23 protein-coding genes are annotated in these 21,874 nt (G+C 64.7%); 14 read left to right on the forward strand and 9 right to left on the reverse strand.

Features of this window, described 5'->3' with window-relative positions:
• Window positions 1-5 precede the first annotated feature (5 nt).
• A complete protein-coding gene (locus Q0D44_RS13465) occupies window positions 6-578 on the forward strand; it encodes a hypothetical protein (protein ID WP_294137091.1) in 573 nt (190 codons plus the stop codon).
• A 73-nt stretch (window positions 579-651) separates the two neighbouring features.
• The gene (gene ssb, locus Q0D44_RS13470) at window positions 652-1,221 is read left to right on the forward strand and encodes a single-stranded DNA-binding protein (protein WP_294137092.1); all 570 of its coding nucleotides are present in this window, start codon (window positions 652-654) and stop codon (window positions 1,219-1,221) included.
• A 51-nt stretch (window positions 1,222-1,272) separates the two neighbouring features.
• Here the strand turns inward: ssb and Q0D44_RS13475 are convergent, their stop codons facing one another.
• From Q0D44_RS13475 to Q0D44_RS13485, 3 genes are all read right to left on the reverse strand, one after another.
• Window positions 1,273-2,154 (reverse strand): UTP--glucose-1-phosphate uridylyltransferase, encoded by an 882-nt coding sequence (locus tag Q0D44_RS13475; protein WP_217674414.1) that lies wholly within the window; start codon window positions 2,152-2,154, stop codon window positions 1,273-1,275.
• 98 nt (window positions 2,155-2,252) lie between these two features.
• Window positions 2,253-2,696: a hypothetical protein gene (locus tag Q0D44_RS13480; protein WP_217674415.1), complete on the reverse strand. Its 444-nt coding sequence runs from the start codon at window positions 2,694-2,696 to the stop codon at window positions 2,253-2,255.
• A 161-nt stretch (window positions 2,697-2,857) separates the two neighbouring features.
• A complete protein-coding gene (locus Q0D44_RS13485) occupies window positions 2,858-3,031 on the reverse strand; it encodes a DUF1674 domain-containing protein (RefSeq protein ID WP_294137093.1) in 174 nt (57 codons plus the stop codon).
• Between the two features lie 141 nt (window positions 3,032-3,172).
• On the opposite strand from Q0D44_RS13485, the gene Q0D44_RS13490 reads away from it, so the two are divergent.
• The 9 genes from Q0D44_RS13490 to Q0D44_RS13530 all read left to right on the forward strand — a co-directional run bounded on the left by Q0D44_RS13490 (window position 3,173) and on the right by Q0D44_RS13530 (window position 13,575).
• Complete coding sequence (locus tag Q0D44_RS13490) at window positions 3,173-4,462, forward strand: RsmB/NOP family class I SAM-dependent RNA methyltransferase (protein ID WP_294137094.1); 1,290 nt, start codon at window positions 3,173-3,175, stop codon at window positions 4,460-4,462.
• Window positions 4,463-4,514: 52 nt separating this feature from the next.
• Entirely contained in the window at window positions 4,515-5,006 is a 492-nt protein-coding gene (locus Q0D44_RS13495; RefSeq protein WP_294137095.1) for a diguanylate cyclase, read from the forward strand.
• A gap of 78 nt (window positions 5,007-5,084) precedes the next feature.
• A complete protein-coding gene (rpe, locus tag Q0D44_RS13500; RefSeq protein ID WP_294137096.1) occupies window positions 5,085-5,747 on the forward strand; it encodes a ribulose-phosphate 3-epimerase in 663 nt (220 codons plus the stop codon).
• Between the two features lie 14 nt (window positions 5,748-5,761).
• Entirely contained in the window at window positions 5,762-7,513 is a 1,752-nt protein-coding gene (locus tag Q0D44_RS13505) for a heparinase II/III family protein (RefSeq protein ID WP_294137097.1), read from the forward strand.
• 112 nt (window positions 7,514-7,625) lie between these two features.
• A complete protein-coding gene (gene purH, locus Q0D44_RS13510) occupies window positions 7,626-9,215 on the forward strand; it encodes a bifunctional phosphoribosylaminoimidazolecarboxamide formyltransferase/IMP cyclohydrolase (RefSeq protein ID WP_294137098.1) in 1,590 nt (529 codons plus the stop codon).
• A 176-nt stretch (window positions 9,216-9,391) separates the two neighbouring features.
• The gene (locus tag Q0D44_RS13515) at window positions 9,392-9,724 is read left to right on the forward strand and encodes a UrcA family protein (RefSeq protein ID WP_217674293.1); all 333 of its coding nucleotides are present in this window, start codon (window positions 9,392-9,394) and stop codon (window positions 9,722-9,724) included.
• Window positions 9,725-9,898: 174 nt separating this feature from the next.
• Window positions 9,899-11,434 (forward strand): NAD(P)/FAD-dependent oxidoreductase, encoded by a 1,536-nt coding sequence (locus tag Q0D44_RS13520; protein ID WP_294137099.1) that lies wholly within the window; start codon window positions 9,899-9,901, stop codon window positions 11,432-11,434.
• 10 nt (window positions 11,435-11,444) lie between these two features.
• The gene (locus Q0D44_RS13525; protein ID WP_294137149.1) at window positions 11,445-11,834 is read left to right on the forward strand and encodes a GtrA family protein; all 390 of its coding nucleotides are present in this window, start codon (window positions 11,445-11,447) and stop codon (window positions 11,832-11,834) included.
• Window positions 11,812-13,575, forward strand: a complete 1,764-nt coding sequence (locus Q0D44_RS13530; protein ID WP_294137100.1) for a hypothetical protein — start codon at window positions 11,812-11,814, stop codon at window positions 13,573-13,575. Before Q0D44_RS13525 ends, Q0D44_RS13530 begins: the two co-directional genes overlap by 23 nt.
• On the opposite strand, the gene msrB is transcribed toward Q0D44_RS13530, so the two are convergent.
• The 3 genes from msrB to Q0D44_RS13545 are packed head-to-tail and all read right to left on the reverse strand — an operon-like array spanning window position 13,556 to window position 16,203.
• The gene (gene msrB, locus Q0D44_RS13535; protein WP_294137101.1) at window positions 13,556-14,032 is read right to left on the reverse strand and encodes a peptide-methionine (R)-S-oxide reductase MsrB; all 477 of its coding nucleotides are present in this window, start codon (window positions 14,030-14,032) and stop codon (window positions 13,556-13,558) included. The genes Q0D44_RS13530 and msrB overlap by 20 nt on opposite strands.
• A gap of 18 nt (window positions 14,033-14,050) precedes the next feature.
• On the reverse strand, window positions 14,051-15,241 hold the full coding sequence (locus tag Q0D44_RS13540; RefSeq protein WP_294137102.1) for an ABC transporter permease: 1,191 nt from the start codon (window positions 15,239-15,241) through the stop codon (window positions 14,051-14,053).
• Window positions 15,238-16,203, reverse strand: a complete 966-nt coding sequence (locus Q0D44_RS13545) for an ATP-binding cassette domain-containing protein (protein ID WP_294137103.1) — start codon at window positions 16,201-16,203, stop codon at window positions 15,238-15,240. The genes Q0D44_RS13540 and Q0D44_RS13545 overlap by 4 nt, the downstream gene beginning before the upstream one ends.
• A 34-nt stretch (window positions 16,204-16,237) precedes the next feature.
• Between Q0D44_RS13545 and queG the strand changes: the two genes are divergently transcribed.
• Together queG and Q0D44_RS13555 are read left to right on the forward strand one after the other, a co-directional pair.
• Window positions 16,238-17,266: a tRNA epoxyqueuosine(34) reductase QueG gene (queG, locus tag Q0D44_RS13550; protein ID WP_294137104.1), complete on the forward strand. Its 1,029-nt coding sequence runs from the start codon at window positions 16,238-16,240 to the stop codon at window positions 17,264-17,266.
• A gap of 91 nt (window positions 17,267-17,357) precedes the next feature.
• Complete coding sequence (locus Q0D44_RS13555; protein ID WP_294137105.1) at window positions 17,358-17,957, forward strand: hypothetical protein; 600 nt, start codon at window positions 17,358-17,360, stop codon at window positions 17,955-17,957.
• Window positions 17,958-18,145: 188 nt separating this feature from the next.
• On the opposite strand, the gene Q0D44_RS13560 is transcribed toward Q0D44_RS13555, so the two are convergent.
• Window positions 18,146-18,520: a hypothetical protein gene (locus tag Q0D44_RS13560; RefSeq protein WP_294137106.1), complete on the reverse strand. Its 375-nt coding sequence runs from the start codon at window positions 18,518-18,520 to the stop codon at window positions 18,146-18,148.
• The gene (locus Q0D44_RS13565) at window positions 18,517-19,185 is read right to left on the reverse strand and encodes an EI24 domain-containing protein (protein WP_294137150.1); all 669 of its coding nucleotides are present in this window, start codon (window positions 19,183-19,185) and stop codon (window positions 18,517-18,519) included. Before Q0D44_RS13565 ends, Q0D44_RS13560 begins: the two co-directional genes overlap by 4 nt.
• Window positions 19,186-19,296: 111 nt before the next feature.
• On the opposite strand from Q0D44_RS13565, the gene Q0D44_RS13570 reads away from it, so the two are divergent.
• Window positions 19,297-20,310, forward strand: a complete 1,014-nt coding sequence (locus Q0D44_RS13570; protein WP_294137107.1) for an adenosine kinase — start codon at window positions 19,297-19,299, stop codon at window positions 20,308-20,310.
• Here the strand turns inward: Q0D44_RS13570 and Q0D44_RS13575 are convergent, their stop codons facing one another.
• Window positions 20,311-21,852 (reverse strand): lipopolysaccharide biosynthesis protein, encoded by a 1,542-nt coding sequence (locus Q0D44_RS13575; RefSeq protein WP_294137108.1) that lies wholly within the window; start codon window positions 21,850-21,852, stop codon window positions 20,311-20,313.
• Window positions 21,853-21,874: the final 22 nt, after the last annotated feature.

Consider the following 21,874-nt stretch of genomic DNA (forward strand, 5'->3'; position numbering starts at 1 on the left):
CGGATATGGCCACAGCGCCCTTTCTCATTGCGATCTGGGCCTTATTGCTGACGCCCGGCCCGACCAATACGCTGATGGCGCTGGCAGGGGCGCAAGGCGGGTGGCGGTCCACACTGCGGCTGGTCCCGGCGGAACTGGCGGCCTATCTGCTGATCGTGCTGCCGGCCGCGTTGATCGGTGCCGATGCTATGGCCCAGTGGCCCGACCTGGCGCGCGTCCTGAAACTCGGCGCGGCCTTGTGGATATTCTATCTTGCCATCATCCTGTGGCGGGTGCCGTCCGGCCATGTCGCGGCGCAGCCGGTCGGCATCGCTCGATTGTTCATCACGACCCTGCTCAATCCCAAGGGGCTTGTGGTCGGGCTGGTCCTGTTGCCATCGCCGCATGATCCGCTGTTCGGCCCGCATCTGCTGCTGTTCGGCGCTTCGGTGATCCTGGCCGCCAGCGTGTGGGCAGGGTTGGGCGCGCAGGCGGGGCAGGGCGAAAGTGGCGGTGATGCACGCTGGCTGCGCCGTATCGCCGGGTCATGGCTGGCGCTGCTGTCGGGTGGTCTGGTGCTGGGAGCCATGACGCATTAAGCCGTCCCCCATGTCGCCGCTGGATTTGCCGCCGCGCGTCGCTATAAAGGCCCGCTAATCTCTCGGAGGAATCATGGCAGGCTCGGTCAACAAGGTCATTCTGGTCGGCAATCTGGGCGCCGATCCGGAGGTCAAGAGCTTCCAGAACGGCGGCAAAATCTGCAATTTGCGCATCGCCACGTCCGAAAGCTGGAAGGATCGCAATACGGGCGAGAAGAAGGAGCGCACCGAATGGCACACGGTTGTCATCGGCGGCGAAGGGCTGGTCGGCGTCGCCGAGCGGTTCCTGCGCAAAGGCTCCAAAATCTATATTGAGGGTCAGTTGCGCACCCGCAAATGGCAGGACCAGAGCGGCAATGACCGCTATTCGACGGAAGTCATGGTGCAGGGTCCAGGCGCGGTCCTGACCATGCTGGACGGTGCGCCCGGTGGCGGCGGTCAGGGCGGCGGCGGTGGACGCTCGCAGCAGGGCGTCAGCGACTGGGGCGCATCGTCGGGCGGCTATGATGATTTTGGCGGCGGCAATAGCGGCGGCGGCTTTGGCGGCGGGCGTTCTTCGGGCGGCGGCGCATCGAGCGGGGGCCGCGGCAGCGCAGGCAGCCCCAATTTCGACAATGATCTGGACGATGAAGTACCGTTCTGATCGGCACGATGCGTTTTACAAAAAGGGGCGGTGGAAACCGCCCCTTTTTTATTAGCCGCGTGCCAGTTCTTCGGCCGCGAAGGCGCGAATATGGTCGCGCAGATCATCCCGCTCCAGCGCCAGCGCCAGATTGGCCTCGATATAGCCGGCCTTTGACCCGCAATCGAAGCGGCGGCCGTCGAAGGTCACGCCGTGGAACGGCTGCTTGCCGATCAGTGCTGCCATCGCGTCGGTCAGCTGGATTTCGCCGCCCGCGCCTTTTTCCTGCGTTTCCAATATCTTCATGACATCGGGTTGCAGGATATAGCGGCCCGGCAGGATCAGGTTGGACGGTGCGGTCCCGGCGGCGGGTTTTTCGACCAGCCCCTTCACCTCCGTCAGCACGCCATCGCGGACGCCCGGATCGATCACGCCATAGCTGGGCGTCTGTTCCATCGGGATTTCCAGCGCGCAGACCAGATTGCCGCCGACCTTGTCATAAGCGTCGACCATCTGCTTCATGCAGCCATTGCCCGGCACGCCCTTCATGAACTCGTCGGGCAGCAGGATCGCGAACGGCTCATCGCCGATAATGTCGCGCGCGCACCAGATGGCGTGGCCCAGACCCAGTGATTCCTGCTGGCGCAGGAACACCGCATTGCCCGGTGCCAGTCGCGTCCCTTCCAGTGCGGACAGATCTTTGCCGCGTTCGCGCTGCAACGTCTCGCACTCGAAGGCGATATCGAAATAATCCTCGATCGCGCCCTTGCCGCGCCCGGTGACGAAGATCATCTGCTCGATGCCCGCCTCGCGCGCTTCGTCGACCGCATATTGGATCAGCGGACGATCGACCACCGGCAGCAATTCCTTGGGAACTGATTTGGTCGCGGGCAAAAAGCGCGTGCCCAGCCCAGCGACAGGAAAAACGGCTTTGCGAATCGGCTTATTCAAGATGGACTCCCCTTAATCCCGGCCCCCACGGCCATATATGATTTGCCGCACATGCGAAAAAGGTCAAGCGCGCAGCCGGAATTTGCTGTGTGCGCTGCACCCTATACTGCAAGCAAGCGGTTCGCGACCGTTTCCAGATCGCCTATTTCCTGATCAAGTTGCTCGAATGTGACAAATTGATGGATATTGCGTTGATCACGACAAATAAATCCGCCCGGCTGGGGCTGATGAAAGCCCTGGATGATCAGCGCTCGAAAGCGGTCGATCCGCTGGATGTCGCGCTCGATCGCCGCGATTTCGGTCAGCGCGCTGGCATTGCGCCGGTCGCGCATCGCCACCATCGTGCGCAATTCGGTCATCAGCTTGGCCATGGACGGGCGGGTGCGCGCGCCGACGGTGCGAATATCGCCCATCTTCTCGCGCATCAGGCCGATCTTGGTTTCCAGACTCTGTTCCAGCATCGTCCAGGCGCACACCAGCCGCCCGACCGCGCACAGCAACGCCGCATCTTCCGGCGCATAATCCGACACCGTCTTTCCATTCATATCCGCAACCAGATGTACGCCCACGCCCCATTCTCCTTATTGCCCCCTGTCCTGCGCAGGCGGGAACGGATAGGCCAGAGGGACAGGCACCATCGCTCGCGGCGGTGGCACGGCACATCGGAAATTGTGCAATATAGGCGGCGAGCCGAAAGCGCTATGGCTTAGAAATCAATCGCTAAGCCCTTGCGCTCCCAATCGCCGTAGCGGATCGGGCTTAACTCTTCTTGGGGCTGCGGCAGGCTGTCGATCGGGTCCGGTTGCGGCACAGGCGGGCTTTTGGAGAGATGGGTGGGCGGCTGCACATGCGCGGGGCGCTTGCCATTATAATGTCCCATATAGCCGCCTTTCGATAGCGGAGCGCCGCAGCGACGCGCCTTGTCCTCAAGCCGCCATTTGGGCGGCGACAGGCTCAAGCGCAAGGGTATGAAGGGGAGGCACGCTTTCTTATCCCTGCAAAATGGCCTAGGCGCGGGCGCATGGCTCAATCTCCCCGCCCCGCTGACGTCCCCGGCCTGCCTGCGCGTCGTTCCGCCCTCAAATTGCTCGACGCCGTGCTGCGGCGCGGCGACCCGCTCGAAATCGCGCTGCATGGGGCCTGCCAGGGGCTGGCCGACCGGGCCGACCGGGCGCTGGTCCATGCCATCGCCGCCGAAGTGTTGCGCCATCTGCCCGATCTCGACGCGCTGATCGACGGCGCGACCCGCTTGCCCCTGCCTGACGATGCCAAGGCGCGCATGGTGCTGCGCATTGCGCTGGTGCAGGTGCTGGTGCTGGGCACCGCGCCCCATGCCGCGATCGCCACTGCATTGCCGCTGGTCGATGGCGGGCCGCGCAAGCTGGTCCATGGCGTGTTCGGCACGGTGACTCGCAGCGCGCCGGTGCTGCCCGTGCCGCCGACCCTGCCCGCCGCCGTCGCCGAACGCTGGACCGCGCAATGGGGCGCAGAGATGGTGGATGCCGCCGCGCGCGCCTATGCCATCCGCCCGCCCGTGGACATCAGCCTGGGCGATCCCGCCGCCACCGCCGACTGGGCGACGCAACTGGGCGGCGTCAGCCTGGCTCCCGGCCATGTCCGCCTGCCCGACGGGGCCAATATTCCCGATCTGCCCGGCTTTGCCGATGGCGCGTGGTGGGTGCAGGATGTCGCCGCTTCCTGCCCGGCGCGCTTGCTCGGCGCTGGGGAAGGCCGCCATGTGCTGGACCTGTGCGCCGCGCCTGGTGGCAAGACGATGCAACTGGCGGCGGCCGGATGGCGCGTCACTGCGATCGATTCTTCGAAAAAGCGACTGGAGCGTCTGACCGAAAATCTCGCCCGCACCGGCCTGCCCGCCGACGTGGTGCAGGCCGATCTGCGCCAATGGCAGCCGGACGAACCGGTCGATGCCATCCTGCTCGATGCGCCCTGCACCGCGACCGGTATCTATCGCCGTCATCCCGACGTGCTGCACCGCATCGGCCCGCGCCAGGTTGCCGAGCTGGCGGAATTGCAGGGCGAATTGCTCGCTCGTGCCGCCGACTGGCTGAAACCGGGCGGCGTGCTGCTCTACGCCACCTGCTCGCTGGAACAGGCCGAGGGCGAGGAGCAGATCGCCCGTTTCCTTAGCCAGCGCCCGGACTTCGCGCTTGTCCCGGCACAAGCCGATGAATTGCCCGACGGCATGGCCCCCACGCCGCAGGGCTGGCTGCGCACGCTGCCTGACACATTGGCGGATCAGGGCGGCGCGGACGGATTTTTTATCGCGCGTCTTGCCAAGGCGGACAACTAAGCCTTAACCATGAAGCACTTAGGATGACCATTCCTCGTCTGGAAGGTGCGCCGTGCGTCCGATCGAACCTTTGCCCCTGCACCATAGCTGGCCGCTCTACGACCTGCGCGAACATCTCGCCCCGGTGATGCTGGACCCGTCGCTGGCGCGCAACGATGCGGCGCTGGCGGAGCGTGGGCTGGGCCTGTGGCATTGCGACCTGACCGATGACAGCCTGACCTGGACTGCGGGCGTCTATGATATTTTCGGGCTGGAGCGGCATATATCGGTGCCGCGCGCTTTGTCCGTGTCGCTCTATGCCCCGGACTCGCGTGAAGCCATGCAGCGGCTGCGCACCTATGCCATCCGCCACAAGCGCGGCTTCACCCTGGACGTCGATATTCATCAGGCAGACGGCATGGGCCAGTGCGCCATGCGGCTGATCGCCGCGCCGGTACTGAACGATGCGCAAGAGGTGATCGGCCTGCACGGCGTCAAGCAGATGCTGCCGGACGGCGCGGCTCCTTCCAAACGGCTCGATCCAACGATTTTCGTTATGTTATAGCGACATGGGTGCGCTCTACGCGCCACCCCCAAATCACCCGTTGCCCTTGGACCGAGGCATAGCTAAGGCGAACGGTTAATGACACCCTCGATCCTCATCTCGCCCTCCATCCTCTCCGCCGACTTCGCCCGCCTGGGTGAGGAGGTGCGCGCCATTGACGAAGCGGGCTGCGACTGGATCCATATTGACGTGATGGATGGCCATTTCGTGCCGAACATCACCATCGGCCCGGCGGTGGTCAAGGCATTGCGCCCGCACACGAAAAAGACGTTCGACGTCCATCTGATGATCTCGCCGGTCGACCAATATCTCGACGCCTTTGCGCAGGCGGGCGCGGATATCTTGACCGTCCATCCCGAAGCGGGGCCGCATATCCACCGCTCGATCCAATATATCAAGTCGCTGGGCGTGCAGGCGGGCGTGGTGCTGAACCCCGGCACCCCGGCCAAGATGCTCGACTATCTGATTGACGATGTCGACCTGATCCTGGTCATGAGCGTCAACCCCGGTTTTGGCGGGCAGAGCTTCATCGAGAACCAGCTGCGCAAGATCGAAGCGATCCGCAAAATGATCGACAAGAGCGGGCGGGACATCCGCTTGCAGGTCGATGGCGGCATTGATTTCACCACCGCGCCCAAGGCGATTGCCGCCGGGGCCGACGTGCTGGTCGCAGGCACCGCCACCTTCCGTGGTGGACCATCGGCCTATGCCGACAATATCCGGAAGCTGCGGGGCGGGTGAACGAGGTCCGGCGCATGTCCGCCCGCAAGACGCCCGAACCCGCCGCTCCAGAAAGCAGCGACGACGGTATCGAACAGGGCAAGCGTCTCATCCGCGTCGCGGATGACAAGGGGCTGTCGCTGGCGCAGAAAATCGCCAATCATTTCTATCTGCTCAGCTGGAAAACGCCGATCCACGGTCGCAAGCTGCGCGGCAAATATCCGCTCAAGCTGCTGGCCGTCCCCGATGACGAATTGGCCGGCGACACGCGGGCGGGGCAGGCGATCCGCGCCGGCTATTTCCTGTTTCGCGGCAAGAAGCAGATTATCGACACGCTCGATTTCACTCGGTTGGACCTCGATCCCGCCTTTGCCGACTATCTGCACAGCTTCCGCTGGCTGCGCGATCTGGCGAGTGCCGCCAGCCGCGAACAGGCCGCGCCGATCGCCGAAAATGTCATGCGCAAATGGCTTGTCGCTCATGCCGAAACGCCCAGCGAACCAGCTTGGCGTGCCGACAATGCGGGCTGGCGGCTGTTCCTCTGGACTGCCCATGCCCCGCTGATCCTCTCGTCGAGCGACCTGGTCTATCGCTCGCTGGTCCTCAACTGCATCGCCCGCACCGCGCGGCATCTCGATCGCATCGCTGACAAGGCAGCGATGGGCCTGCCGCGCATCGTCGGCTGGAGCGCGATCGTCGCGGCCTCCATGCTGATGCCCGGCGGTGCAGCGCGCAAATTGTTCGGCGAAGCGGGTTTGAAGCGCGCGATCGACAGCGGCTTCTACCCCGATGGTGGCATCGTCTCCCGATCCCCGCTGGCGCAGGTGGAGGCGGTGATGGCGCTGTCCATGCTGCGCGCCGTCTATGATGTGCGGCGCGAAACCGCGCCTGCTTTCCTCAATGACGGGCTGACCCGGATCGTCCCGGCGCTGCTGGGCCTGACCCATGGCGATGGTGGGCTGGGCAATTGGCAGGGTGCAGGCGCGATCGACCCCCTGATCGTCAACGCGATAGTCGCCGCCAGCCGGGTGCGCGCCCGGCCGCTGCGGCAGGCGCGCGACTGGGGCTATCAGCGGATCGCGGCAGGCACGACCGTGGTGCAGATCGACGCCGCGCCGCCACCGGTCGCCCGCCTCGCCGACGCAGGCTGCGCCTCGACCGGCGCGATCGAGATTAGCGACGGGGCGCATCGCCTGATCGTCAATTGCGGCGGCGCTGGGCTGGAGGGGGCGTGGATACCGCGCGATCTGGCGCAGGGGCTGCGCACCACTGCCGCGCACAGCACGCTGGTGCTGGACGATTGCAACAGCACCGCGCTGATGCCCGACGGTACGCTGGGGCGCGGCGTTACCGAAGTGGAGCTGAACCGGCAGGAACTGGACAATGGCAGTCGGGTGGACCTGTCCCATGACGGCTATGTCCGCCGCATAGGCTATGTCCACCGCCGCCTGCTGCTGGTCAGCGGCGATGGCAAGGAAATTCGCGGCGAGGATATGCTGACCCCCGCGCAGCGCCGCCGCAAGCCCGCCAAACTCCCGGTCGTGCTGCGCTTCCACCTCGCGCCCGGCGTCGAACCGACGCTCACCGCCGACAATCAGGGCGCGCTGCTGCGCATCGACATGGGCGCGCTCTGGCAATTCCGCACCGGCACTGGCGTGCTGAGCGTCGAGGACAGCCTCTGGGTCGACGGCGACGGCAGGCCGCATCCGACCAAGCAGTTGGTCGTAACCGGCGAAGCGCTGCCCGGCGGATCGAGCATAGGATGGCTATTCAAGCGAGTGGGGTGATGCTGCGGCCTTAATCAGCTTTCGCAGCCATCACCTTCCAGGGCTGTATTTTTCCGCCGTCAGCCCTTAAGGGACCGGCGCAAAGTCGTCCTGCAACCAGAAAGCCTCTTTCATGACCGATTATCCCATCAAGCGCGCTTTATTGTCCGTGTCGGACAAGGCTGGCCTTATCGAACTGGGGCAGGCGCTGGGGAAGCATGGGGTGGAGCTGGTGTCGACCGGCGGCACGGCCAAGGCGCTGCGCGATGCGGGTCTGACTGTCATGGATATTTCCGATCTGACCGGCTTCCCCGAAATGATGGATGGCCGGGTCAAGACGCTGCATCCCAAGGTGCATGGCGGGCTGCTGGCCGTGCGGAACAACCCTGAGCACGTCGCGTCGATGGACGAGCATCAGATCGGCGCGATCGACCTGGTGGTGGTCAATCTCTACCCCTTTGCCGCGACCGTCGCCAAGGGCGCCGAGCGCGAGGAGATTATCGAGAATATCGACATTGGCGGCCCGTCTATGGTGCGCTCTGCGGCCAAGAATCATGAGAGCGTGGCGATCGTTACCGATCCGGCCGACTATGCCCGGCTGATCGCGGAAATGGACGAGAAGGGCGGGGCGACCAGCTACGACTTCCGCCGGATGCTGGCGGCCAAGGCTTATGCCGCGACTGCTGCCTATGATTCGATGATCGCCAGCTGGTTCGCGTTCGCCGATCAGGGCGTGATGTTCCCCGAAACGCTGGCCGTCGCCAGCACGCTGTCGACCACGCTGCGCTACGGCGAAAACCCGCACCAGTCCGCCGCCCTCTATCTGCCGACCGGCCCGTCCGCCAACGGCATTGCGCAGGCCAGGCAGATCCAGGGCAAGGAGCTGTCTTACAATAATTATAACGATGCCGATGCCGCGCTCGAACTGGTCAGCGAGTTTCGCGACGGCCCGCCCACCGTCGTCATCGTCAAGCACGCAAACCCGTGCGGCGTGGCGACCGGCGCGACCCTGATCGAGGCCTATGAAGCCGCGCTTGCCTGCGACAGCGTGTCGGCCTTTGGCGGCATCATCGCCGTCAACCGCCCGCTCGACGGCCCGACTGCCGAAGCGATCAGTGGCATCTTCACCGAAGTCGTCGCCGCACCCGACGCCGATGATGCGGCGCGCGCGATCTTTGCCAAGAAGAAGAATCTCCGCCTGCTGCTGACCGGCGACCTGCCCGATCCCGCGCGCCCCGGCCTCCAGCTCAAGACGATCGCGGGCGGTGTGCTGGTGCAGAGCCGCGACAATGGCCAGATCAGCCGCGACGCGCTCAAAGTCGTGACCAAAAGGGCGCCGACGAGCCAAGAACTGGCCGACTGCCTCTTCGCCTGGACCGTCGCCAAGCATGTGAAGTCCAACGCCATCGTCTATGCCAAAGGTGGCAGCACCGCGGGCGTGGGCGCGGGCCAGATGAACCGCCTCGAATCCGCGCGCATTGCGGCATGGAAGGCAAAGGATGCCGCCGAAAAGGCTGGCTGGAGCGAACCCCGCACCATCGGCTCAGCCGTCGCCTCCGATGCCTTCTTCCCCTTCGCGGACGGCCTGCTGGCAGCGGTCGAAGCAGGGGCCACCGCCGTCATTCAGCCAGGCGGTTCGATCCGCGACGACGAAGTCATTGCCGCCGCCGACGAAGCGGGCCTCGCCATGGTGTTCACCGGGATGCGCCACTTCCGGCATTAATCCTCCGCGGGTGCGAAGCAAAAGCCTTCGCACCCGCAAAATAACGGTTTTCTGCCACTTTTTATCAACTGGCCTCTTTTCAACAACGGCCTGTGCGCTTATTTAGAGCGCGACCCTACTTCCACGTCAGACGTGGGGCGGACAATCAGAAAAACATGTTCGACAGGAGAAACAGGATGACTGCAAAGACGCTGGTGGCGCTGGCCGCCACGATGGCGCTAGCGCTGCCCGGTGTGGCAAGTGCGGGCAATGACAATATGGACGTGATCGTTGATGGCCGTTCGGGTACGGAAACCCGTTCGATCGCCGTATCGGTCGCTGACCTCAACCTGGCCAGCACTGCCGGTCTGCGTCGCGCAGACTATCGCGTCGTTCGCGCCGCCAAGCAGGTCTGCGGTTTCGTCAACGGTTCGATCATCCCGGTGAGCGACGATTATCGCAATTGCTTTGGTGAGGCGCTCAACGGCGCGCGCACCGACCTCAACGCCATGGCACAGCGCCAGGGTTAAGCGTCTGCCCGGTTCCCCTCACGAAGGGGACTGCAGGGGGCCGTTCCGCGCTGCGGGACGGCCCTTTGTCATGCGGCTCGTTTCGCGTGCGATCCTTACCGCGCGTTAACCAGTCCTTAGAATATTTCCTTCACTCCCATGGCGACGAAAGACCATCCGGGGGAATTGCCTGTCATGCCGCGTATCGATCAAAGCGTGGACGTCGCCATCATCGGCGCAGGCCCGGCGGGCCTGACCGCAGCCTATCTGCTGACCAAGCAGGGCTACAGCGTCACGGTGATCGAAAAAGACCCGGTCTATGTCGGCGGCATCAGCCGGACGGTCGAACTGGACGGCTTCCGTTTCGACATTGGCGGACATCGCTTCTTTTCCAAATCGCAGCAGGTCGTGGACCTGTGGAATGAAATCCTGCCCGATGACTTCATCCAGCGTCCCCGGATGAGCCGCATCTATTATGAGGGCAAATTCTACAGCTATCCGCTCCGCGCGTTCGAGGCGCTGTGGAATCTGGGCATCTGGCGCTCGACGCTCTGCATGGCCAGCTTTGCCAAGGCGAAGTTGCTGCCCAACCGCAACGTCCGCTCCTTTCAGGACTGGACCGTTAATGCGTTCGGTCACAAGCTTTTCTCTATCTTCTTCAAAACCTATACCGAGAAGGTGTGGGGGATGCCGTGCGATGAAATGTCGGCGGACTGGGCGGCGCAGCGGATTAAGGGCCTTTCGCTCTGGGGCGCGGTCACCGACGGGCTGAAACGCTCGCTCGGCCTAAACAAGAAGCCCAATGACGGCATGGCGACCAAGACGCTGCTGGAAACCTTCCGCTATCCCCGGCTTGGCCCCGGCATGATGTGGGAGAAGGCGCGCGACCATGTGGTCGATGGCGGCAATCAGGTGCTGATGGCGCACAGCTTCAAGCGGCTGGAGCACGATCAGGGGACTGATCGCTGGCGGCTGGTGGCGCAGGGGCCGGAGGGTGAGGTCATCATCAACGCCGCTCATGTCATTTCCTCCGCGCCCATGCGCGAACTGGCGGGCCGCATCCATCCGCTGCCCGCGACGCTGCCGGAAGCCATGGACCTTAAATATCGCGACTTCCTGACCGTCGCGCTGATGGTGAAGGGGGAGGATATTTTCCCCGACAACTGGATCTATATCCACGACAGCAAGGTGCAGGTCGGCCGCATCCAGAATTTCCGCAGCTGGTCGCCCGAAATGGTCCCGGACCCGACGCTTGCCTGTGTAGGCCTGGAATATTTCTGCTTCGAAGGCGATGGCCTGTGGGCCTCGTCCGACGCTGATCTGATCGCGCTGGCGACGAAGGAAATGGCGTTGCTGGGCCTTTGCAACCCCGATGATGTCGTGGGGGGCGCGGTGGTGCGGCAGGAAAAGGCTTATCCGGTCTATGACGACGCCTATGCCGCCAATGTGCTGGCGATGCGCACCGAACTGGAGGCCCGCTATCCCACGCTGCACATGGTCGGGCGCAACGGGATGCACCGCTATAATAATCAGGATCATGCGATGATGACGGCGATGTTGACCGTCCGCAACATCGTCGCGGGCGCGCGCGTCCATGACGTCTGGTCGGTCAATGAAGATGCCGAATATCATGAGGCTGGCGAAGAGGGCCAAATTGATGGGGCGGATGCGGACGCGCAGGCGGCCCTCGCCAGCACCCGCGCTGTGCCGTCGCGCCTGAAGGCTGCCTGAGCCGGTGCGCGTGCTGATGGCGCTGGTCGCGCGGCTGATGTTCGCCCGCTATCTGCTGGCCAGCATCTGCGCGCTGTCGAGCGACATGGCGCTGTTCCTGATGCTCGACCATTTTGGTGCGGTCCCGATGCTGGCGGCGTTCGGCGGCTATGCCATCGGCTTGGCTGTCCACTGGACGATCAGTATCCGCTTCGTATTCGATACCGGCACCGGCCCGACCCATGCGCAGCGCGCCGGCTTCGTGGCCAGCGCCCTGCTGGGCATGGGCATTACCCTTGCCATGGTCGGCGGGCTGAGCCTGACCGGCGTTGCGCCGACGATCGCCAAATTGCTGTCCGTCCCGGTCAGCTTCCTCACCGTCTATGCGATCCGCAAATATGGCGTCTTTGCCCGCGTCTGATGACAAGCGGGTGGCGCTGCTGGCGCTGCTTGGCTGGCTGCTGTGCAGCGTGGCGATGCTGTGGCTGTTCCATGGTGATTTCGCCACGCTCGGCTTTCGCGATCCCGACGACGCGATGCGGCTGGCGCAGATACGCGACTGGATCGGCGGACAGGCTTTTTGGGACGTCAGCCAGTATAGGGTGAACCCGCCCATCGGCGGCCCGATGCACTGGTCGCGGATCGTCGACATGCCCATCGCAGCGCTGATCCTGCTGCTGCGCCCGTTGCTGGGTATGGCGACGGCGGAGCTGGTCGCTTGCGCCATTGTGCCGCTGCTGCTGCTGGGTGGGCTGACTACGGCCTTGTTCATCGCGGCGAAACGGATTGCCGGGGCGGGGATTGCGCTGCTCGCTGTCGCATTGCTGCTGACCGCACCGTCGATCCTGGTCCAGTTCACGCCGTTGCGGATCGATCATCATGGTTGGCAGATCATGGCGGCGGCTCTGGCGCTGTGCGGCGCGATGGACCTCCGCCCGGCGCGCGGCGGCATCGTTGTGGGGCTGGCGCTGGCACTCTGGCTCCAGATTTCGAGCGAAGGCTTGCCCTATGCCGCGCTGTTTGCCGCAGTCTTTGCCCTGCGCCACTGGATCGACCGGGCAGAAACGCCGCGCTATGTCGGTTTCACTGTCGCCATTGGCGGTGCCGCGCTGATACCGCTGATGCTGCTGCGTGGTCCCTCTGCGGTTTTGGCGCGCCACTGCGATGCGCTCTCCTTCGTTTATGTCTGGCCCCTGGTAGCGCTGGCCGTTGCAACGCTTGTGTCTGCGCGCCTGATCGGCCCGTACACCCCGTTGCGCCGCTTCCTTGTCGCCGCAATCGGCGGCGGTGCGGCGCTGGCGACCTTCGCGCTGACTGGCGGGCCTTGCCTGTCGGGCGATCCCTTCGCGGCGCTGGGACCGCTGGCCTCCAAGCTCTGGTATTTGCAGGTCATGGAAGGGCGACCGATCTGGGAACAGAGCCGGTCGATGGTGGGCGTCATCCTGCTTCCCTCGCTATTCGGCCTGATTGCTACGCTATTGGCGGCGCGCAGTGCCAGCGACCCGACGCGGATGCGCTGGCTGACGCTGGCGTTGCTGCTGACAGGCGCGATGCTGGTTGCGATCATGGTGATGCGCGCCGTATCGGTGGCGCATCTGCTGGCGCTGCCGGGCACCGCCTGGCTGCTGATCAGGCTTTTTCGCCGGGTGCAGGCGTCGGCCAGCGCCATCGTGCGGATATTGGGATCGGTCGCGCTGGTGCTGCTGACTCCGGCCGGGCTATGCGCGCTGTGGGTCGCGATCGCCGCCAAGCCGGAACCCGCGAAGAAAGCCAGCGCCAACTGCCGCGCGGCAAGCGTGCTGGCACCGCTGCGCACCCTGCCGACTGCGACCCTGTTCGCGCCGATTGATCTTGGCCCCGACATTCTCGTCCAGACCCGCCACAGCGTTATCGGCACCGCCCATCATCGCAATGCGGCCGGGATTACCGCGGTGATTGAGGGCTTTGTCGATGCGCCGGATAAGGCCCGCACTGTCATCGGCGCAACTAGCGCGCGTTATGTCGTGACCTGTGACGGTCTCAACGAATATCGCCTCTATGGACAAGCGAACCGTAAGGGTCTGGCCGCCCAACTGGCGCACGGCGCGACGCCCGACTGGCTGGAACAGCTGCCGACCAAAGGCCCGCTGAAAATCTACCGGGTCAGGTCGCCACGAAGCTGAGTGCCACACCGTTCATGCAATAGCGCAACCCGGTGGGCTTTGGTCCATCGTCGAACACATGCCCCAGATGCCCGCCGCAGCGCGCGCAATGGACTTCGGTGCGCGGATAGCCCAGGTCGAAGTCGCGGCTGGTGCCGACCGCCTTTGGCAGCGGCGCGTAGAAGCTTGGCCAGCCGGTGCCGCTGTCAAATTTGGTTTTGGAACTGAACAGCTTTTGCCCGCATCCGGCGCAGGCGAAAATCCCAGCCCGATGCTCCTTGTTGAGTGGACTGGTGAAGGGATGCTCGGTCGCCTGCTTGCGCAGCACATTATAGGCAAGCGGGGAGAGGCGCTTGCGCCACTCCGCATCGCTCAGCGTAAAGGGATAGGCGGCCTCTGCCCGATCAAGGCCCAGCCGCCACCAGCCCAGCGCCACCGCGCCGGTCGTCACGCCACTCAGGAAAAGTCGCCGGTTCATGACATCCTTGAACACCCTTCAGCCTGTCGTGTTCCTGAACAGATTTTTCCACCAGCGCCCGCCCGACTGCATGACATGGCGGCGGAACAGTAGCACCCCGACTCGGATGATCAGCGCCACGAACGCTGCCTGCCACAGCAGCGCGAGCAGATGGGGCCACAGCGCATCATCCTGCGCTGCGCGCGCGATCATGGCGAAGGGCGAACTGAAGGGGAATATCGTTGCGGCCACCTCTGCAGGCGATCCCATATGGTCGACGGCGTAGCTGGCAAAGAAGAAGATCAGCATCTGCCCCATGGTCACCGGCATGTTCAGCGTCTGCACCTCCCGCACCGTCGCCGCCTGCGCGCCGATCCCCAGGAACAGCGATCCCAGCAGCGTATAGGCCATGGCGAAATACAGCACGGCGAGGATCAGGAAGATCGGCCAGCCCACCGCTGGCGCAGGCAGGCCCGAAGCGGACCCATGGAGCGCCAGGAAGATCGCAAAGGCCGTTCCGCCCCAAAAGGCGATGCCGACAAAGCTCATCGCCAGCATCGCCATCAGTTTCCCTAGGAAAATCGCGTCGATCGGCACGGCGGCAGCCAATATCTCAATGATCTTGTTGGTCTTTTCCTCGACCAGATTGGAAAGGATCATGCCCGCTAGCAGGATCGTCAGGAAGAACATGACGACCTGCGCCACCCGCCCGATCAGCAGCCGCGCCTGCGCCTGTGCGCCAAGGCTGGTGGCGACCTCCTGCCGCTCCACCTGTACCAGCCGGAGCGTATGTTCGGCCTGCGCCGCGCTGGCGATCAGGCTGAGGTCACCCTGCATCTTGTCGAGATCGTCGGGCTTGCCGGTCAATATCGGGTGCGCCACCGAGCCCGAAAGGATCGCCACCACCGCCGAATCGGATCGCGCCAGCTGCTCGCGCGGGGCAGGGGTCAGCGGCACGCGCCGCAACCGGACCAGCGCCTGATCCCCCATCCGTTCGGTCAGACGCTGGTGCGCCCGTTCCAGCCGCGCGGCTTCGCTCGCGGGCATCGCGATGCCGACCATCGGTCGCAGGTCGGTGCTGGAGATTTTCTCGCCCAGGCCGCCAAAGGCCATGCCGATCAGGATCGGCAGCAATGGCCCCAGCAGAAACAGGATGAAGGTGCGCGACAGCACCACCGCGGTAAAATCCCGCCGGGCGATGACCAGAGCGGCGCGTATCATCTCTCTCATGCGTCCTGCTCCCGCGCCAGCGCCTCTTCCATCTGGCGCGCGGTTGCTTCGCCGGCGATGGCAACGAAGGCGTCATGCAAACCGGGCCGTTCGATCGACAGGCTCTCAATTCCCGCCTGCCCGTCCAGCAATGCGTGCAGCAGCGGCTCGATCCCGTCGTCGGGCAGGGCGAAATGCCATGCGCCATCCTCCACCACCGTATCGCCGGGCAAAGCGCGCCGCCACGCCCCGTCGCTCGCCTTGGTACGCAGCCGCACCTGCGGGCGCAGCCGGTCGCGCGCGTCGGCCACCGTCCCCTCGAATCGTATGCGCCCGCCCGCAACGATGGCGATCCGCTCGCACAGGCGTTCGGCATGGGCGATGACATGGGTGGAAAAGAGGATGGTGACGCCCCGTCGCGCCTGTTCACGGATCAGCGCCTCCAGCTTCTCCTGATTGATCGCGTCCAGCCCGGAAAAGGGCTCGTCCAGCACGATCAGCCGGGGTTCGTGGATGATCGTCCCGAATAGTTGCACTGTCTGGGCCATGCCCTTGGACAGCTGGCGGATCGGCTTGTCGATCGCGCCGCCCATGCCATGCCCCTCCAGCATCGCTCGCGCCCGTTCGCGTCCCTGCTTCAACGGCAGGCCGCGCAGCGCGCCCATGAAGGCAATCGCCTCAAAGGCTTTCATCGACGGATACAGCCCGCGCTCCTCCGGCAGATAGCCCACTTGTCGCGCCATCCGAAGCGGAGCGGCGTCGCCAAGCAGGGACCGTGTCCCTTCGTCAGGGTCGATGATGCCCAGCAGGGTGCGGAGCAGCGTCGTCTTGCCCGCGCCATTAGGCCCCAGCACGCCATAGATCGACCCGGCAGGCACGGCGATGTCGACGCCGTCGACCGCGCGGAAGCTGCCGAATGTCTTGACAAGGCCATGGCCTTCGAGCGCATAGCGGAGGGGCGGGGCCGGAGTGTCGCCGTTCATCCGCTCCTGATAGTGTCCCCCCATGCCAACGCAAATGGAAAGCTTGGAAACCCGCCTGAAGGTACAGGCCGCGTCGCTGGGCTTCGCCGCATGCGCCATCGCGCCCGCCGACGTGGCCCCCCAGGCCGCGCAGCGGCTGAGCGAATGGATCGACGCCGGGTATCATGGCGACATGCTGTGGATGGCTGAACGCGCGGGACAACGCGGATCGCCGCGCGGCCTGTGGCCCGACGTGCGCAGCGTGGTGATGTTGGGGATGAGCTATGCGCCGGCGCGCGATCCGCTGGCGCTGGCCGATGTCGGCGACCGGGCGCGCATCTCGGTCTATGCGCAGGGCAGGGACTATCATGATGTCGTCAAAAAGGGGTTGAAGGCGCTGGCCCGCTGGCTGGTGGAGCAGCAGCCCGGCGCGCTCAAAGTGTTTGTCGATACCGCCCCGGTCATGGAAAAGCCGCTGGCACAGGGGGCTGGGCTGGGCTGGCAGGGCAAGCATAGCAATCTGGTCAGCCGCCAGCATGGCAGCTGGCTGTTCCTGGGCGCGATCTACACCGAAATCGCGCTGCAACCCGACCCGCCGGAGATCGACCATTGCGGCAGTTGCACCGCCTGCCAGACCGCCTGCCCGACTGATGCCTTCCCGTCGCCCTATGTCGTGGACGCACGGCGCTGCATTTCCTATCTGACCATCGAACATAAAGGGCGGATCCCGCACGAATTGCGGGAGGGCATCGGCAATCGCATCTATGGCTGCGACGATTGTCTGGCGGTCTGCCCCTGGAATAAATTTGCGGACGCGGCCGCGGCCAACAAGGCGTTCATAGGCCGCGCCGAACTTGCCGCCCCCGCCATCGCCGACCTGCTGGCGCTGGACGACGCCGCGTTTCGCGAAATCTTCTCCGGCTCCCCCATCAAACGCATCGGCCGCAACCGCATGGTGCGGAATGCGGCCATTGCAGCGGGGAATAGCGGCGATGCGCGATTGCTAGGCCGCTTGCAGACGCTGATGGGCGATGATGATCCAGTGGTGGCCGAAGCGGCGGCATGGGCGATTGGGCGGCTGTAGGTTTGAGCGGAAGTCGCGACATCGGCCTTCGTTCTTTTCGTCATTGGTCGATCTGATGAAGGTGCCGGAAAAGAGATGAGAGGAATGAGTGATGCCGCAGCATTGGATTCAGACGGATGAGGTGGAGGATGTAGCAGGATCTATCCGCCACATTATACGTGTCTCTCAATTTTTGGGCCAGGATCCCCAGACATGGAAGTGGGTTGCGGTGGCCTTGCATTCAGCGTTGCAGGGCGCGTGCATATGCCATCTCACCACGACAGCGGTGCCGTTGGGAGCAGTCACCCCGCAGAACGCCGAGAAGTCGCTTGCCTATTTTGAGGATTCGCGCAGCAATCCAAACGCGAAACGGCCTAGAACCCATTTAATGGGGCTTCCGGACTTACTCAAAGCGGTGCGGAAGCCTTGTTCGGCAGGGGATCGCAGCAACTCTGTCGGCATCGCGATCAGTGACTGCGAGTTTAATTCGTTGCGTCGCTTTCACGAGAATATTCGGAACCAGTTTGTGCATTTCGAGCCAATGGGCTGGTCGATCGACGTATCCGGAATTCCTGCGATCGCGAGGCTGGTTGCACGCATCATCGGGGAGATGCTGCACATTGGCTATGCTTTCCGTCACCAGGAAGATGTGCGGCGTGCAGAAATGCAACAAAGCCTTCAGGCTTTGGTCCTAATCGAATGGCCCATTTAGCCGCCGGTCACCACCGTTTCACCGATGCGACTTCAATGGCAGGCTTGTCTGCCGACTATCCTCCAAGTCCATCCTATTCCCTTTCAAAATAAATTCGCCTCTGGTCTATCCGTGTAGATTGGCCCGCACATCCTTTGCTCCGCGCACTCTGTTAAGCTTCGCCAAACCGTCGCGGCCTGTTGTGCCCACTACTTCGCCCGCAGCGCGGTCGCGCAGGCCGCCGGATCGACGTCGCTGCCGACGGGCGAGCGGGCATCCACATGGGTCACCACCGGTTCCTTGCCGCGTGCCGGGGCGTAGAGATAGGTGTCGAGGACGCAGCGGCCATTGGCAAATTGCAGCTTGCGCGCCGTCGTCTCGCGAATGTCGAGCCGGGGCGTGCCGAACATCTGGGTCAGCGCGCGCGCGTCCGCGCCCATCAGCGGGCCGGGCTTGCCGAAGGCGCTGGCCGGGGGACCGGCGGGCGGCGGCGCGATCCCGGTTTGCGGCACCACGCCGCCCGCACCACAGGCGGCAAGCGGCAGCGCCAGCAGCGCGATCAGGGCAAGGCGAGGGGCGTTCATACAGGTTTCCTTCTGACGCCGTGCAGCATGTGGACCGCCATAGCCGCGCTCCAGATCGGCGCAAGCAGGTTGACCAGCGGGATGAGGAACAGAAGCGCCGAAGCGAGACCCAGAAGCCACCGGCTGCCACGCGGGATTGGCGGATGGCCCGGATGGCGCGGCTCGACCATGTCGGCCAGATCGCGGCCCAGCAGATAGGCGTTGAGCGCCAGGAATAGCCCGATCGTCCCCACGCCTGTCACCAGCAGCGCGATGTAGGCGGGCAGCGCCAGCAGGTTCCAGCCGATCGTCCGCGCAACCGACGCCAGCGCATAACGGATGCTGCGCGCCAGCCCGACCGGGCGTGCGTCCGCCGCGGCGTCCGGGTAGCGATCTGCTTCTACCGCTGCGATAATATCGTCGGCGAACAGGCCCATCATCGCCATCGCGGTTGCGCGGAACAGCAGCCAGCCTGCCGCGATAACGATCAGCGCAGTCGCCGCCGCTTCCGCCATGCCGCCACCGCCCCAGCCATAATGCAGCCGCAGCGCATGGACCCCCGCCCACAGGCCGACCGCCAAAAGGGCAAAGACCAAAAGTGTCAGCAGCAATGTCTTGACCAGCAACCGCCGGGCGGCGGCGTGGAAGATCAGCGGGAAGGCGCGCAGCGCGGCGGTCAGGACCATCGGGCCACTATCCGGCCTGCCGCGACGCCCGTCAATCGCGCGCTGTTGCATGGGCGCACGCACGCCGATAGAGACGGCAGCCTGACATTCCCCGCACCATAAGGATTTTGCGTGACCGCTTCCGCTCCAGTTTCGGCCCCGACGCTTGACGTCGTCGCCATCGGCAACGCCATTGTCGATGTCCTCGCGCGCAGCGATGACGCTTTCCTCGCCGAACATGCGCTGACCAAGGGCGGGATGCAGCTGATCGACGCCGAAATGGCCGAAACCCTCTATGCCGACATGCCCCAGGCCAAGGAAATCAGCGGCGGGTCGGCCGCCAACACGCTGGCGGGCCTCGCTGCGCTGGGCAAGACATGCGGCTTTATCGGCCAGGTGAATGACGATCAGTTGGGCGCAGTGTTCAGCCATGACGTGCGCGCGATCGGCATCCGTTTCGACACGCCCGCCATGACCGGCGATGTGCCGACCGCCCGCTGCCTGATCCTCGTCACGCCAGATGCGCAGCGGACGATGAACACATTTCTGGGTGCCTCGCAATTTCTGCCGGAGGCTGCGCTGGACCTGGATATGATCCGCTCGGCCGGCATCCTCTATCTCGAAGGCTATTTGTGGGACCCGGAGCAGCCACGCGCGGCCATGCGGGCGGCGATTGACGCGGCGCGGGGGGCCGGGCGCAAGGTCGCCTTCACTCTGTCCGACAATTTCGTGATCGACCGCCACCGCGCCGACTTCATCGACCTTATCGACCATGGCCAGATCGACATCCTCTTTTCCAATGAGGGCGAAATCCAGTCGCTGGCGCAGATTGACGATTTCGACAAAGCGGTGGCGGCAATTGCGGCCAAGGTGCCGGTGCTGGTGTCGACCCGCAGCGAAAGGGGTGCGGTCGCGATCGTCGATGGCGTGCGTTACGAAGCGCCTGCTGCGCCGGTCGCGCAAATCATCGACACGACCGGCGCTGGCGACCTGTTCGCAGCCGGTTTCCTCGCTGCCCATATTGACGGGCGCAGCGTGGCCGATTGCCTGGCATTGGGCGCAGCGGCGGCGGCCGAGGTGATCTCCCACTGGGGCGCACGACCGGAGGATGATCTGGGCGTGATCCGCGACAAGCTGTTCGCCTGATCAGTCCGCCTTCTGCTTGCGGAACAGGGTGCGGTCATCGGGGCCAAAGCCCCAGCGCCAGATGACCACGCCATAAGCGCCCAATATCGCCCAGACGCCGACGACCAGCTCGACCCATTCGAGCCGCGGCGGCAGGGCGACGAAGGCGGAACCGACGATACAGGCGACGCCCGCCGCGCTCAGCAACGGCCAGCGCCAGGCGTTGATCGGCGCATTGAGCAGCCGGGACAGCAAACGCGCCTTGACGAAGGCCCCGATGGCCAGCGCCAAGCATAGGGCGAGGGCGGGCGCTGCGGCCACTGCCATGACCGGCAGGTCGAGTTGGCGCGCGAGCAGGATCAGCGCGAAGCTGAAAGCGGCCTGGCAGCCGATCATGCCGAGCGAGATCATCAGGTTGCGGTGTCGGGCGATATAGACCAGCGCCGATTCGCTGACGACCGCGGTCGCTGCGATCACTTCGGCCATCAGCAGGAAGGCAAGCGCCCCGGTGCCGCTGACGAAATGCGGGCCGACCAGCCCCATCACCGCTTCGCCGGGGATGCCCAGCGCCAGCGCGATCCCGGCCTGCGCCGCGATGATCCAGAAGCCGACCTGGCTGACCTGTCGCGCGATCGCGGCCATATTCCCCTCCGCCAGATTGCGGGTGATGACCGGACCCAATATCGGGTCGAAGCTGGTCTTGAGCTTTTGCGGCAGCGAGGCGACCTGCTGCGCGATATAATAGATGCCGATCACCGCCGGGCTGACGAACAGGCCCAATATCGCCATGTCCAGCCGCCGCGATCCCCACTCCACCCCGTCGGCGGCCGCCAGCGGCAGGTTGCGCCGCGCCAGCCGCCACAGCCGCCCGGCATCGGGCCGCCAGCCGACCGGCAGGCCATAATGGCGCGCCATCGGGATGATCGAGGCGATGAAGGCGGCGATCATCGACACGGCATAGGACAGGATCAACCCGTCGCGGGTCGAATAAAAGGCAAAGGCGAACGCGCCGATGCTGATCGCCCAGGGTTCGATGATCGACCGCGCCCGCACGGTCGCGCCGACATCGAATTTATAGGCGCAGGCGGCCAGCGCCACGTCCGACCCGGCAACCGCAATGACGATCAGCGCCAGCAGCCGGTCGAGGCCGTTGATGCCGCTATTGGGGAACATCGCCTGTGGGAACGCGACCAGCAGGCCCGCGCCCAGCAGCGCGGCGATCATCGTCACCAGCATCGCGTCGGTCACGACATGGGCGTGGGGCCGTTCGGTCTGGCTGAGCGCACCCGCCAGCCCGCGCTTCAGGCCAAGCGTCGCCAATTGCGCGACAAATTCGACCACCAGCACGGCATAGGCGAAACGGCCCAGCGTTTCGGCCCCATAGACCCGGCCTGCGATGAACAGGAAGGGCAGCCGTGCCGCCAGGCGAAGGAGGAAACCGAACACGTTGGTCCGCCCGCCCTTGGCCAGGGCGGCGATGTCATCCTCGTCCTTCGACGCAGGAATCTGTGCGGTCAATCGACTCCCCTCTGTCGTCCCGTCTGATGACTGGAATGTAGCCATGATGGTGCGGACGCGCGACGGC

The organism is Sphingobium sp. (assembly GCA_023266575.1).
GTDB lineage: Bacteria > Pseudomonadota > Alphaproteobacteria > Sphingomonadales > Sphingomonadaceae > Sphingobium.